This is a genomic window from Glaciibacter sp. 2TAF33 (genome assembly GCF_052114945.1).
Lineage (GTDB): Bacteria > Actinomycetota > Actinomycetes > Actinomycetales > Microbacteriaceae > Cryobacterium.
In genome coordinates, this window is sequence record NZ_JBFRFS010000005.1 from 268,954 (window position 1) to 281,606 (window position 12,653).

Sequence of the window (12,653 nt, forward strand, 5' to 3'; positions counted from 1 at the left end):
GTGTTCAGCCGTTGCCGTGAAGGCGAGGCTTAGAAGGGTGTCTCGTCGTTGAAGCTGCCCGGGTTGTTCCAGACGTCTCCGCCGCCGGCCGGTGCCGGAGAAGCGGGGGCGCTGGGAGCCCAGGGCTCGTCGTTTCCGCTGACGGCGCGAGCGCCGTCCCGCGGTCCAGACGACTGCGCGCGCGTGACGGAAGCGGTGGCGTAGCGCAGCGAAGGACCGATCTCGTCAATCTCGAGCTCGATGCTGGTGCGCTTTTCACCTTCCTTCGTCTCGTACGAACGCTGCTTGAGACGCCCGGTAGCGATGACACGGGAACCCTTGGTCAGTGAACCGGCAACGTGCTCGGCGAATTCACGCCAAACGCTCGCGCGCAGGAACAGTGCCTCGCCATCTTTCCACTCGTTCGACGCGCGATCGAGCGTGCGCGGGGTGGATGCGATGGTGAAGTTGGCAACCGCCAGGCCGTTCTGCGTGTAACGCAGTTCCGGGTCGCTGGTCAGGTTGCCCACCACGGTGATTACGGTCTCGCCGGCCATGGGCTACTTGTCGCTTACCTTGTCGGCGGCGGAAGCATCGACCGGTGCGTCGGCGGGTGCCTCAGCATCGCTCGCGGCGGGGGCGGCAGCTGCGGCAGGCTTGGCGGCGGCAACCTTGGCGGCCGGAGCGGCAACCTTGGTGTCCGGCTTCACGTCAGCCTTGGCCGGAGCGGAAGCCTTGGGGTTGGCTGCCTTGCGGGCGGCCTTCTCCTCGGCGAGCTTCTTGGCTTCGACTACCTGTGCAATGGCCTCTTCTGCGCGGAGAACCTTGGTGCGCATGACGGCTTCCGACAGCTTCAGCTGGCGGTCGAGCTCGGCCGTCGCGTCGGCGTTCGCGGTGAAGTCGACGACGGCGTAGATGCCCTCTGACTTCTTGTTGATCTCGTAGGCGAGACGGCGGCGACCCCAAACGTCAACCTTGTCGATCGTTCCACCATCGTTGCGAACAACGTTGAGGAACTTGTCAAGGCTGGGAGCTACGGTGCGCTCATCGATCTCGGGATCGAGGATAACCATCAACTCGTACTGATGCATGACTAACCCACCTCCTTCGGACTAATACGGCTACAGAATTTCTGCAGCAGGAGGGTTGTGCATGTGTTGAAGGCGGAGGCCGGGAGTCCGGCACGCAGGCAACCTTCACAGACTACCCGATGCGGGACCGGGGCGCTACTTCGCGGCGGCGTTGGCCGCGTCCTGCGCGGCGCGCACTCCTTCGTTGACCGGCGTGCGGCCCAGGAACACCTCCTGCAGGATCGGCTGCATGGCGGTGTCGGCGGCGGGCCACCCCGCGCCCCGGGGTGCCGGCGCGGTCCCGTTGGCCAGGACGTCGTAGAACGGACTGATGTCGACGTTCTTCGCCGCCCAGAACGCCGAGTAGTCCTTCTGGGCGGCGATCACGGCCGGCGAAGCCGATCCATTCGCCCCGATGTAACGCGAGCCCGCTTCACTGCCGAGCCACTTCAAGACCCTGGCGGTCTCCTTCGGGTGTTCGGAGGACGTGCTGCCGGCGGCGACGATCCCGTCCACCCCGCTGATCGCGCCGGCGGGGCCGGCCGGCAACCGGGCGACGCCCCAGTCGAACGCGGCGGAGTCGCTCACATTCGCCAGGTTGTAGACACCGCTTTGGAACAGCGCCATCTTGCCCTGCAGGAACTGGTCACGGCTGAAGTCACCGTTGGTGTTCGTGTCGGCGGCGGAGGGTGACACGTGGAACCTGTTGACCAGGTCGACCACATACTGGATGGCCGCCATGCCTTCCGGCGACGCGAAGGCGTACGTGTCGCCATCCTGGAACCGTGCCCCGTTGGATGGCAGGTAGTTCAGCAGGATCGCCTGGATGTCGTACCCGGCGTTGTAGCCGTATTGCACCACCGTGCCGGGGTCGAAGTCGGGGTCGGCGGCGGAGTGCCCGGCCGAATCGAGGGTGAGCCGCTGGAGGATCGGCAGCAGGGTGTCTTTCGAACCGGTCGGGTCCCAGCGGAGATCCGCCAGGTCCGCCGGGGTGATCCCCGCGGACCTGAGCAGTTCGGTGTTGTAGTACACCGCGATTCCGGGGTCGGCCAGCTGTGGCACACCCCAGAGCACCCCGTTGCGGGTGTACTGGTCGACAACGGCGGGGGCCCAGGCCTGGTCGGCATCCGTCCCGAACACGGTGCTGACGTCGAGCAGGGCGCCGGCGTCCGCGTAGGCGGGGTAATTGCCGCCATCCACCCAGAAGACGTCGTCGACGCTCTTGCCGGCGACATCCGTTCGCAGTTTTCCCCAATAGTCGGCCCACGGGACCACCGTCAGCTTGACGTCGATGTCTGGGTTGTGCTGCTCGAATTCGTCGAACGACGCCGCGTACGCCTTGGCGACCTGGTCGTCCCAGATCCGCACCGAGACGGTGGTGCGATCGGTCGATCCCTGGCCTCCGACCCCGAGCGCCGTGGCGACCCCGGCGATGACGAGGATCGCAGCGGCCGTGCTGGCGGCGATGACGGTTGAACGCTTGGCCATGGGGCTTCTTTCTGGCGACTCCGGGCGCGCGCGCTGCGTACCGGGAACGTGCGGGGGTGAAATCACTCTACTTAAGTCCCGTGAGGGTGATCGACCGCACGACGTGCCGTTGGAAGACCAGGAACAGCACCAGGAGGGGCACCAGCGCCAGCGTGGTCGCGGCCATCACGAGCGTCCAGTTGCCGTTGAACTGGCTCTGGAGCGACGCGGTCGCCACGGTGACGACGCGCCACTGGCTGCCGGTGGTCACGACCAGCGGCCACATGAAGGAGTTCCAGTGGCTCACGACGGTGATCACGGTGAGTGTCGCGATGATCGGTCGGGACAACGGCAGCACGATCTCCACCAGCACGTCGAGCGTGTTCGCCCCGTCGAGCCGGGCCGCGTCGATGAGTTCCTGCGGAATCCCGCGGAAATATTCGCGCAACAGGAACACCGCATACGGCGACGCGAAAGCGAAGGGCAGCACCAGCCCCCAGAAGGTGTTGCGGAGACCCACCTCGGTCATCATCAGGTAGAGCGGGACCACCAGCACCACCGGCGGGATCATCAGAGTCGACAGGTAGACCCAGAACAACACCTGCCGCCCCGGGAAATCGACCCGCGCGAAGGCGTACGCCGCCAACACCGAACTGATCAATTGTCCGATCAGGATCAGCGCCGCCGCCAACAGCGTGACCACAACGGCGCGGCCGAACTCCGCGCTGCCGGTGAGCACCTGGGCGAAGTTGTCGAGGGTGAACGGTGCAGGCCAGGCCAGCAGCGATTCACCCGCGAATTGGGAGCGGGTTTTCAGCGCGGTTCCGAAGCTCAGGAGGAACGGCCCGAGCGTGATCGAGACCCCGATCACCAGCAGCAGGTAGATTCCGGCGGTCTTAGTCCATCTCATAGGTGACCCTCCGCCTGAAATACAGCTGCTGCGCCAGGGTGATGGTGACCAGGATCAGCAGCAGGATCACTGCCATCACGGATGCCCGCCCCAGGTCGAAAGCCTCGAACGCCTCGTAGTAGATGCGGGCCGCGACGACGTCGGTGGTGCGGGCCGGTCCGCCCTGGGTCAGTGCGTACACCTGGTCGAAGGTCTGGAACGCCGAGACCACGGTCGTCACCAGCACGAAGAACATCGTCGGGCGCAGCAGCGGCAACTTGATCTGCCAGAACAGGGCGACCGGTCCGGCGCCATCGATGCGCGCGGCCTCGAGTATGTGTTCGGGGATATTCAAGAGGCCGGCGAGGAAGAAAAGCGTGACGTAGCCGACGTTGGTCCAGATCACCACTGCTGCCACGGAGGGCAGGGCAAGCCCCGGGTCGCTCAGCCATTCGATCCGCACGCCGAGAAGCGTGTTCAGAGCGCCGTCCGTCGGCGCCAGGATCCACTTCCACACCACGCCGAGCGCGAGTGGGGCGCAGATCCACGGGAGCACATAGATGGTGCGGAACCAGGCGGACCCGGGCAGCCCTCGGGTGAGAAACGTGGCAGCGGCCAGGCCCAGCACGGTCTGGATCGGCACCACCAGCAGCACGAAGACCAGGGTGACGAGCAGGGAGTTGCCGAACACGCCGTCGGCCAGAACCGACCGGTAGTTGTCCAGGCCGGCGAAGCTGATCGGGCCGATCAGGTCCCAGCTCTGGAAGCTGAGCCAGACCACGACCAGAACAGGCAACAGCAGGAAGCAGGCCACCCCGAAGAGGCTCGGAGCGAGCAGGGTGTAACCCGTGACGGCACGGTGCCGACGAAGGCTGTGTCGACGAATGCCGCCGTTAGAGACCACGCCCCGCCCACCACTCCCGCAGGCGACGTGTCGCCTCTTCTTCACCGAGGGGACCGTCGTCGAGCCGTTGCTCCAGCAGGAACCGGTATGCCTCGCCCACCTCGCGGGAGGGCTTCAGCCCGAGGATGACCATGATCTGCTCACCGTCGAGGTCGGGGCGGACCATCGCCATCTCCTCCTGCTCGGCCAGGGTGCGGATGCGCTGCTCGAGGTCGTCGTAGGCGAATCCGAGCCGGTCAGCCTTGCGACGGTTGCGGGTGGTGACGTCGGCACGCGTGAGGATGTGCAGGCGCTCCAGCTGGTCGCCGGCATCACGTACGTAGCGCCGCACCGCAGAATCCGTCCATGCGCCCTCGGTGTAACCGAAGAACCGCAGATGCAGTTCGATCAGCTGCGAGACCGCGTTGATGGTGTCGTTGTCGAAACGCAGCGCCCGCAGCCGCTTCTTGGCGAGTTTCGACCCGACGACGTCGTGGTGGTAAAAACTGACCACGCCGCCCGGCTCGAGCTTGCGGGTGGCCGGCTTGCCGATGTCGTGCAACAGGGCGGCCAGCCGCACGATCAGGTCGGGGCTGGACAGCACGCCGCGCGACTTCTCGTAGTCGATCGCCTGGTCGACAACGGTGAGGGTGTGCTGGTAGACGTCTTTGTGGTGGTGGTGTTCGTCGACTTCCAGGCGCAGCGCCGGCAGCTCCGGGAGCACGATCTGGGCGAGGCCGGATTCCACCAGGAGCTCGAGGCCGCGCCGTGGAGTGTCGGAGCCCAGGAGTTTGGACAGTTCCTCACAGACCCGCTCCGCCGAGATGTTGCGGATGCTCTCCGACATCGTCTCCATGGCGGTCAGGGTGTCGTGGTCGAGAGTGAAACCCAGCGAGGCCGTGAAACGTGCCGCCCGCATCATCCGCAGCGGGTCGTCGCCGAAGGAGATCTCCGGGCTGGCCGGTGTGCGCAACGTCTTGGCGAGAAGGTCGTCAACACCGCCGGACGGGTCGACCAGCTTCATCTGTGGCAGCGTCAACGCGAGCGCATTGACGGTGAAGTCGCGACGCAACAGGTCGTCTTCCAGGCTGCTGCCGAAGACGACATCGGGCTTCCGGGTTGCGCCGTCATAGCTGTCGGCCCGGTAGGTGGTGATCTCCACCTGTTCGCCCGCCACCATCGCGCCGATGGTGCCGTAGGCCCGGCCGATGTCCCAGTGTGATTCTGCGATCGGCTTGACGATGCGGAGAACCTGGTCCGGTGTGGCATCCGTTGTGAAGTCGAGGTCGTTGGTCACCCGGCCGAGGAACGCGTCGCGAACCGGTCCGCCGACGAGGGCGAGTTCATGCCCCGCGGCGGCGAAGGCATTCGCCAGTCGGGACACCGCGGGAGACGCAGCCAGTTCGCCCAGCCGCGCGAGGGCTGAAGCGACGCTCTGCATGCCCCCATGTTAGTTGCTCGCCTGCAGCGGGCGGCGCGCCTCCATGCACCGGGCGGCGCGCAGGCTCCTTACGGCGGCTACACCGTAGAATCGCTCGCATGGTGGCCGAGTCGATTCCTGCGCGTCGGCCCGTGCTCTCTCTGCTCCTCTCCGCACTACTGGCCGTCGGTTCTGCAGCCGTCCTCGGCGCCCCCGCACACGCCTTGCAGACGGGAACGCACGCCACCGCGCCATCGGTGATCGCGCACACGACGCGACAGGTGGTGGCCGCCGAACCGGATGTCACCCTCAGCCTGGCGCCCGCCGGGGCGGCAGCACTCCAGCCCGGGCAGGACCTCCAACTCACAGCCACCATCAGCAACGGCACCGCGGAGCCGCTCACGCTCGGAGCTCTCAACTTCTACCTGGCCGACCGCGCCCTCACCAGCAGGACCGCGCTCGACGACTGGCTGAGGCCCGACGACGCCGGCAGCCCGGGCGATGTGATCCTCAGCCAGCCGGCGCCGGCGTCAATCCTGCCTGGGAACTCGGAGACGATCTCGGTCACGGTGCCCGCGGCGTCCGTCGGTCTCACAGAACAGAATGCCTGGGGCGCGCGCGGCCTGGCAGCCACCGTCTCCGCGGGCGACAGTGTCGTCGCCGAGGGCCGCAGCACATTCGTGTGGGCGCCACCCACCTCGGTGGTACCGGTCAATGTCGCGATGATCATGCCGATCACCACGCCCGCCGGCACGGCAGGCCTCATCCCGAGCCAGACCCTGGAGACCTACACCGCACCGGCCGGACTCCTCACCCGGCAGCTCGATGGCGTGGCCAATCGACCGGTCGCAATCGCGATCGACCCCATGATCATCGCGTCGATCCGGGTTCTGGGCTCCGCCGCCCCGGCGTCGGCGGTGGACTGGCTGAATCGCCTGGAGCGATCCACCAACGATATATTCCCACTCAGCTATGCGGATGCCGATATCGCTTTAGAAGTCCAGGCCGGCGCTCCGGCGCTGCTGGGCCCGACCTCGTTCGAGCAGGCGATCGACCCGTCACATTTCAGCAGTCCGACCCCGGAACCCAGCGCCGCGACGGGGGTCCAGAGCGATGCACCGCCCCAGGTGTCGCCGGGAACGCCGACGGATGCGCCGTCCCCGGCGCCCACCGGAACACCTCCGAGCACCGGTGAGCTACTCGCCTGGAACTACACGGCCACCAACATCGCCTGGCCGGCCGAGGGAACGGTCACCGCGGCCGACCTCGACGTCTTCGCCGCCGGCGGCCTCACCACCGCGATCCTCGCCGGGTCCCAGGTATCCGGGCACAGCGCCGACGACGTCCCCAACACCGCGATCTCCCTCGGGGACTCGGTGGGTCTCGTCATCGACGATCCGCTTTCCGATGCGATCCGACGCGCGGCGAAGGCGGCGACGGATGATGACTGGCGCCAGGCGATGGCGGAGGTGCTGGCCCAACTGGCGGTGACCGCGCAGGATTCCCGCTCCACCCACACTGTCCTGGCGGCGTTCGACCGCGGCTGGCCACCTACGTCCGCCCGCCTGAGCCAAACGATTGACGCGCTCTCGTCTGTTTCGTGGCGGGCTCCGGCCTCCCTGCAACAGGCGCTTGGATCTCCCCGGACACCCAACGTGGCGTTCCAGGGCAAGGCTGAGCCGGACGCCCGACTCGCCCTGGCCCGGCAACTGTTGCAGCGGGAGGGCGAGGTCGGCGGATTCGCCACCGCGGCCACCAATCCCGTCGCCATCACCGGAACCCACCGCCTGGACCTGCTCGCCATCCTCGCCACCTCCTGGGGGCCACAGGCGAGTGCCTGGCGAGACGCCGTCACGACCAACCTTGCGGCGTCCGACCGCCTGCTGGAGTCCATCGCCGTGACCACCAAGGGCCCGGTCAACGTCCTGGCCAGCCAGGTGGACATTCCGGTGACGCTCAGCAATTCCCTCCCACAGGCTGTGAAGGTACGGGTGCACCTCGTGCCCTCAAACGGTCGACTCGTTGTGGGATCTGACATCGAGGCGACCATCGATGCCGAATCAGCCCGTACCATCAAGGTTCCGGTGAGCGCCAAAGTCGGGAATGGCGACGTGACACTGCGCGTGTCGGTCTTCTCACCGACTGGGGTGGAGGTCGGTGTTCCTGGTTTCGTCGACGTCAACGTGCAGGCAGAGTGGGAAGGCGTCGGCGCGGTCGTATTCGCGGTGCTGGTGGTGTTGTTCTTCGGTTTCGGGGTCTGGCGCAACATCGTGCGCCGCCGAAAGGAGCGAACGGAAACCAGCCCGCCCGCTCTCGCTGAGGAGGCCACGAATGCAGGAGACCCCAGCCATGGCTAGCACCGCCGGTATCGGCCGGGCCAGCCTGTTCCTCGCCTCCGGCACGATCGTTTCACGGATACTGGGGTTCTTGAAGGTGATCGTGCTTGCCCGCGCGATCGGCCTGACCAGCGTCGCTGACGCGTTCACCGTGGCCAACCAGCTGCCGAACACCGTGTACGTCGTTGTGGCAGGAGGCGTCCTCACCGCGGTGCTGGTCCCCCAGATCGTGCGCTCCAGCCTGCACGATGACGGCGGGACGGGGTACATCAACAAACTGATCACCCTGGCCCTGGTCATCCTCGCTGCCACCACCGTCGTTGCCACCCTGCTGGCGCCCGTACTGACCCGGATCGTCGGGGCACGGTTCTCCGACGACAACCTCTCGCTTGCGATCGCCTTCGCGTACTGGTGCATCCCACAGATTTTCTTCTACGGCCTCTACACCGTGCTCGGCGAGGTGCTCAACGCCCGGAAATCCTTCGGCCCGTTCACCTGGGTGCCGGTCCTGAACAACGTCGTGGCCATCGCCGGCCTCCTGGTCTTCATGGCCATGTTCGGCACGGACCCCAACGGTCAACGGGTCGCCGCTGATGTGACACCGCTCATGATCACAGTCCTTGCCGGCAGCGCGACCCTCGGCGTGGTGGCGCAGGCAGTGGTGTTGTTCTACTTCTGGCGCAGGATCGGACTCCGGTACCGCCCTGACTTCGGCTGGCGCGGCGTGGGCCTCGGCGCAGCGGGGAAAATGGCCAGCTGGACCTTCGGCATGCTGATCCTCACCACCATCGCTGGAATCATCGAAACCCAGGTCGCGACGCAGGCCTCCGGGGGCGACGACGCCTCGGCGGCCGTGCTCTCCACGGCGTGGTTGATCTTCATGCTCCCGCACTCCGTGATCACCGTCTCCGTCGCCACAGCCTATTTCACCCGGATGAGCGAGCACGCCTCACTCGAAAAGACGGCGCTGGTGCGGAAAGACGCCTCCTCGGCCATCCGCGGCACCAGTCTGATCATCATGCTTGCCGCGGCAGTCATCGCCGTCTGTGCCTACCCTTTCGCGACCATCTTCGTTCCGGAGAGCTTCGCGCAGATCCAGAGCGTCGGCAACGTGATCATCGCGTACATCCTGGGACTGGTCGCGTTCTGTGTTTTGTTCGTCATCCAGCGCACCTTCTACGCACTCGGTGACACCCGCACTCCGTTCTTCTTCACGCTTTTCCAGGTGGTCCTGGTCGTCCTCGGCGTCCTGGCGTGCTCCTTCCTGCCCAACGAGTGGATCGCCGCAGGGATCGCGCTCGTGGTCACCGTGTCCGGGATCGCGCAGGCCGTCCTCGCCGCCCATCTCCTCCGCGGGCGCATCGGCGGCATCGACGGCCGGCGCATTGCCCAGAGCCTGGCCAAGTACGCGGCGGCGGCCGTCATCCCGATTGCACTGGGTATCGCTCTCCTCAACATCCTCGGTGGCACACATGACGGAGGATTCGCCGTCTCCGGCGAATTCCCGGCCGTCATTTCCATGCTCTCGATCGGAGCAGTCATGGCCACCGCGTACTTCTCCATGCTCATCCTGATGCGCACCGACGAACTCCGCGCAGTTCTCGAGCCGCTCGCAGCGCGCATTCGTCGTTGAGGCCGGCGCCGGAAGCCGGGTTCAGAATCCGGGCCAATCCGAACCGGGGCCCGGTCCGAACCACCTGCGAGACACCGGGCGCGTTCAGGGCCCGGAATAGCATCCGATTAGGATGTGTTGTACCGGGCAGCGAGGCGGCAAGGCCGAGCCTCGAATCGAATTCCAAGGAGAGTGCGCGTGCGCCAGATCATCATCGTCGGCTCGGGTCCAGCCGGATACACAGCCGCGATCTATGCCGCGCGAGCGAACCTCAAGCCGCTCCTGATTGCCAGTTCCGTGGAAGCCGGCGGGGAGTTGATGAACACGACCGACGTCGAGAATTTTCCCGGTTTCCCCGAGGGCATCCAGGGTCCGGAGCTGATGACGAAGATGCAGGAGCAGGCGGAGCGCTTCGGCACCGAAGTCGTCTACGACGACGTCACCCGGCTCGACCTCCTCGGCACGGTCAAGAAGGTCACCCTGGGCTCCGGCCAGAGCCACGAGGCCCTCGCTGTGGTCATCGCGACCGGATCCGCATACCGGAAGCTCGGATTGAGCGACGAGGAGCGCCTGTCCGGCCACGGTGTCTCCTGGTGCGCGACCTGTGACGGGTTCTTCTTCAAGAACAAGACCATCGCTGTTGTCGGCGGCGGCGACTCCGCGATGGAGGAAGCCACCTTCCTGACCCGCTTCGCCGACAAAGTGCACGTCATCCACCGCAAGGACACGTTGCGTGCCTCCAAGATCATGCAGGATCGCGCGTTCGCCAACGACAAGATCGAGTTCGTCTGGAACTCGGAAGTCGCGGGGATCTCAGGCACGGATGCCGTTGACGGCGTCCACCTGCGCGACACCGTGACCGGCGAGGAACGCACCCTGGACCTCGGTGGCCTGTTCGTGGCGATCGGGAATGACCCGCGCACCCACCTGGTGCATGGTCAACTGGACCTCTCCCCTGAGGGCACGATCGCTGTTCAGGGCCGCACGTCGAAGACCAGCCAGGCCGGCGTGTTCGCCGCCGGCGACGTCGTCGACCCTACGTACCGCCAGGCCGTGACCGCCGCAGCGTCCGGCACGGTGGCGGCGCTTGACGCCGAACACTACCTCACCACGCTTTCCAGAGACCTGCTGGCCCTGGTCGATGAAACCGACCAGGCCAGCGAAACCGAACTCGCTACGGCGACCAACTAGCCTCTGTCGTCGAGACGCAGGCCGAAAAAAGGAGAATTACATGACCGCACGCGCCGTCACCGACGCGACTTTCGACCAGGAAGTCATCAACAACGAGAAGACAGTCCTGGTGGACTTCTGGGCTGAGTGGTGCGGCCCGTGTCGGGCTGTCAGCCCGATCCTCGATCAGATTGCGCACGAGCACTCGGACAAGCTCGACATCGTCAAGCTCAATGTCGACGACCACCCGGCGCTGGCCGCGAAGTACCAAATAACGTCGATTCCCGCGATGAAGGTGTTCCAGAAGGGTGAGGTCGTCAAGACCGTCATCGGCGCCAAGCCCAAGCCAGCCCTCGAAGCCGACCTCGCCGCCTACCTCGCGTAGCCGCCGGCGTCGATACCAACCCTCGAACCCCGCCCGGCTCCTGCCGGGCGGGGTTCTTCGCTTTAAACACCGAATACGATTGAACGACACCAGAACGGACGTGACGTGACTAAACAGGGTTTCCCGCAGGCCGGCAACAATCTCGACCCGTGGTATCACCACTACGCCGAGCGAGCCGCGGGCCTCCGCGCGTCTGAGGTTCGTGCCCTGTTCGCCGTCGCATCCCGCCCCGAGGTCGTCTCGCTCGCCGGCGGCATGCCGTTCGTGTCCGCCCTCCCCCAGGACCTGGTCATCAACGCGATGGATAAGGTGATGCTGGAGCAAGGTGCCGTCGCGCTGCAATATGGCTCTGGTCAGGGGATTCCGTTGCTCCGAGAACAGATCCTCGACGTCATGGCACTCGAAGGCATCCGCGCCAACGCCGACGACGTCGTGGTGACGACCGGCTCCCAGCATGCCCTGGAGCTTGTCAGTAAACTCTTCCTCGACCCGGGCGACGTCGTCCTCTCTGAGGGACCGAGCTACGTGACGGCAATGGTCATCTTCAAGTCGTACCAGGCCGAGGTCGAGCACGTACCGATGGATGAGCACGGGATGATCCCCGAAGCCCTTCGCGAGCACATCGTGCGGCTGCGCGCCGCGGGCAAGTCCATCAAGCTGCTCTACACGATCCCCAGCTTCCACAATCCGGCCGGTGTCACCCTGAGCTGGGAGCGTCGGGTGGAGATCCTCCAGATCGCACGCGAGAACAACATCCTGGTACTGGAGGACAACCCGTACGGCCTGCTCTACTTTGATCAGCCGGCACCGGATGCGATGCGTTCGATCGAAGAGGACGGTGTCGTCTACCTCGGCACGTTCTCCAAGACGCTGGCACCGGGTTTCCGTGTGGGCTGGGCTCTCGCGCCCCACGCCATCCGCGAGAAGCTGGTACTGGCCAACGAGGCCGCCGTGCTGTCACCCAGTTCGTTCACCCAGCTGGTCATCTCGGAATACCTCTCCACGGCCGACTGGAAGGGGCAGATCAACACCTTCCGGGGGGTCTACCAGGAGCGCAAGAACGCCATGCTCGGTGCGCTCGAGGAATTCCTGCCCGAACTCACGTGGACCAACCCCAACGGCGGTTTCTACGTGTGGGTGACACTTCCGGAACGCCTCGACTCCAAGGCCATGCTCCCGCGCGCCGTCAAAGAACTCGTCGCCTACACCCCCGGAACCGCCTTCTTCGCGGACGGCGACGGGCGCCAGAACATGCGCCTTTCGTTCTGTTATCCCACGCCGGACAGCATCCGGCTCGGCGTTCGGCGGCTCGCCACCGTCATCCGTGGCGAGCTCGACCTGGTCGACACCTTTGCCGGCACCGACCTGCTCGGCGCCGTTGATGACAAGCGTCGCTTCAGCGCGCCTCCCCCCAACATCTCCTGACGACACTCCACAGGCAA

Annotated in this window: 10 protein-coding genes and 1 pseudogene; 5 read left to right on the forward strand and 6 right to left on the reverse strand. The window is 65.9% G+C overall.

From position 1 onward, the window contains the following. Positions 1-29: 29 nt before the first annotated feature. From AB4Y94_RS06695 to AB4Y94_RS06720, 6 genes and pseudogenes are all read right to left on the reverse strand, one after another. Entirely contained in the window at positions 30-536 is a 507-nt protein-coding gene (locus tag AB4Y94_RS06695; protein WP_441726476.1) for a single-stranded DNA-binding protein, read from the reverse strand. A 186-nt stretch (positions 537-722) separates the two neighbouring features. After that, positions 723-1,070, reverse strand: a pseudogene (gene rpsF / locus AB4Y94_RS06700) (30S ribosomal protein S6); the annotation flags it as partial. Positions 1,071-1,205: 135 nt separating this feature from the next. Further along, complete coding sequence (locus tag AB4Y94_RS06705) at positions 1,206-2,537, reverse strand: ABC transporter substrate-binding protein (protein ID WP_441726479.1); 1,332 nt, start codon at positions 2,535-2,537, stop codon at positions 1,206-1,208. Positions 2,538-2,604: 67 nt separating this feature from the next. Beyond that, positions 2,605-3,426 (reverse strand): carbohydrate ABC transporter permease, encoded by an 822-nt coding sequence (locus AB4Y94_RS06710; protein ID WP_441726482.1) that lies wholly within the window; start codon positions 3,424-3,426, stop codon positions 2,605-2,607. Further along, entirely contained in the window at positions 3,413-4,309 is an 897-nt protein-coding gene (locus AB4Y94_RS06715) for a carbohydrate ABC transporter permease (protein ID WP_441726485.1), read from the reverse strand. The genes AB4Y94_RS06710 and AB4Y94_RS06715 overlap by 14 nt, the downstream gene beginning before the upstream one ends. Next, on the reverse strand, positions 4,299-5,729 hold the full coding sequence (locus tag AB4Y94_RS06720; protein ID WP_441726488.1) for a CCA tRNA nucleotidyltransferase: 1,431 nt from the start codon (positions 5,727-5,729) through the stop codon (positions 4,299-4,301). The genes AB4Y94_RS06715 and AB4Y94_RS06720 overlap by 11 nt, the downstream gene beginning before the upstream one ends. 98 nt (positions 5,730-5,827) lie before the next feature. On the opposite strand from AB4Y94_RS06720, the gene AB4Y94_RS06725 reads away from it, so the two are divergent. The 5 genes from AB4Y94_RS06725 (at position 5,828) to AB4Y94_RS06745 (ending at position 12,636) form a co-directional block, all read left to right on the forward strand. Further along, positions 5,828-8,065 (forward strand): DUF6049 family protein, encoded by a 2,238-nt coding sequence (locus AB4Y94_RS06725; protein WP_441726490.1) that lies wholly within the window; start codon positions 5,828-5,830, stop codon positions 8,063-8,065. Beyond that, positions 8,058-9,677 carry a murein biosynthesis integral membrane protein MurJ gene (gene murJ / locus AB4Y94_RS06730; protein WP_441726493.1) on the forward strand — a complete coding sequence of 540 codons (1,620 nt, stop codon included), beginning with the start codon at positions 8,058-8,060 and terminating at the stop codon, positions 9,675-9,677. The genes AB4Y94_RS06725 and murJ overlap by 8 nt, the downstream gene beginning before the upstream one ends. A 177-nt stretch (positions 9,678-9,854) precedes the next feature. Then, on the forward strand, positions 9,855-10,847 hold the full coding sequence (gene trxB, locus AB4Y94_RS06735; RefSeq protein WP_441726496.1) for a thioredoxin-disulfide reductase: 993 nt from the start codon (positions 9,855-9,857) through the stop codon (positions 10,845-10,847). A gap of 40 nt (positions 10,848-10,887) precedes the next feature. Beyond that, complete coding sequence (gene trxA / locus AB4Y94_RS06740) at positions 10,888-11,211, forward strand: thioredoxin (protein WP_441726499.1); 324 nt, start codon at positions 10,888-10,890, stop codon at positions 11,209-11,211. 105 nt (positions 11,212-11,316) lie between these two features. Beyond that, complete coding sequence (locus AB4Y94_RS06745; RefSeq protein ID WP_441726502.1) at positions 11,317-12,636, forward strand: aminotransferase-like domain-containing protein; 1,320 nt, start codon at positions 11,317-11,319, stop codon at positions 12,634-12,636. Positions 12,637-12,653 lie beyond the last annotated feature (17 nt).

Excerpts from the sequence above, each read along its gene's own strand:
- AB4Y94_RS06695 (WP_441726476.1), bottom strand. The coding sequence starts at position 536 with ATGGCCGGCGAGACCGTAATCACCGTGGTGGGCAACCTGACCAGCGAC.
- murJ (WP_441726493.1), top strand. The coding sequence starts at position 8,058 with ATGGCTAGCACCGCCGGTATCGGCCGGGCCAGCCTGTTCCTCGCCTCC.
- AB4Y94_RS06720 (WP_441726488.1), bottom strand. The coding sequence starts at position 5,729 with ATGCAGAGCGTCGCTTCAGCCCTCGCGCGGCTGGGCGAACTGGCTGCG.
- trxA (WP_441726499.1), top strand. The coding sequence starts at position 10,888 with ATGACCGCACGCGCCGTCACCGACGCGACTTTCGACCAGGAAGTCATC.
- AB4Y94_RS06725 (WP_441726490.1), top strand. The coding sequence starts at position 5,828 with ATGGTGGCCGAGTCGATTCCTGCGCGTCGGCCCGTGCTCTCTCTGCTC.
- AB4Y94_RS06705 (WP_441726479.1), bottom strand. The coding sequence starts at position 2,537 with ATGGCCAAGCGTTCAACCGTCATCGCCGCCAGCACGGCCGCTGCGATC.
- AB4Y94_RS06710 (WP_441726482.1), bottom strand. The coding sequence starts at position 3,426 with ATGAGATGGACTAAGACCGCCGGAATCTACCTGCTGCTGGTGATCGGG.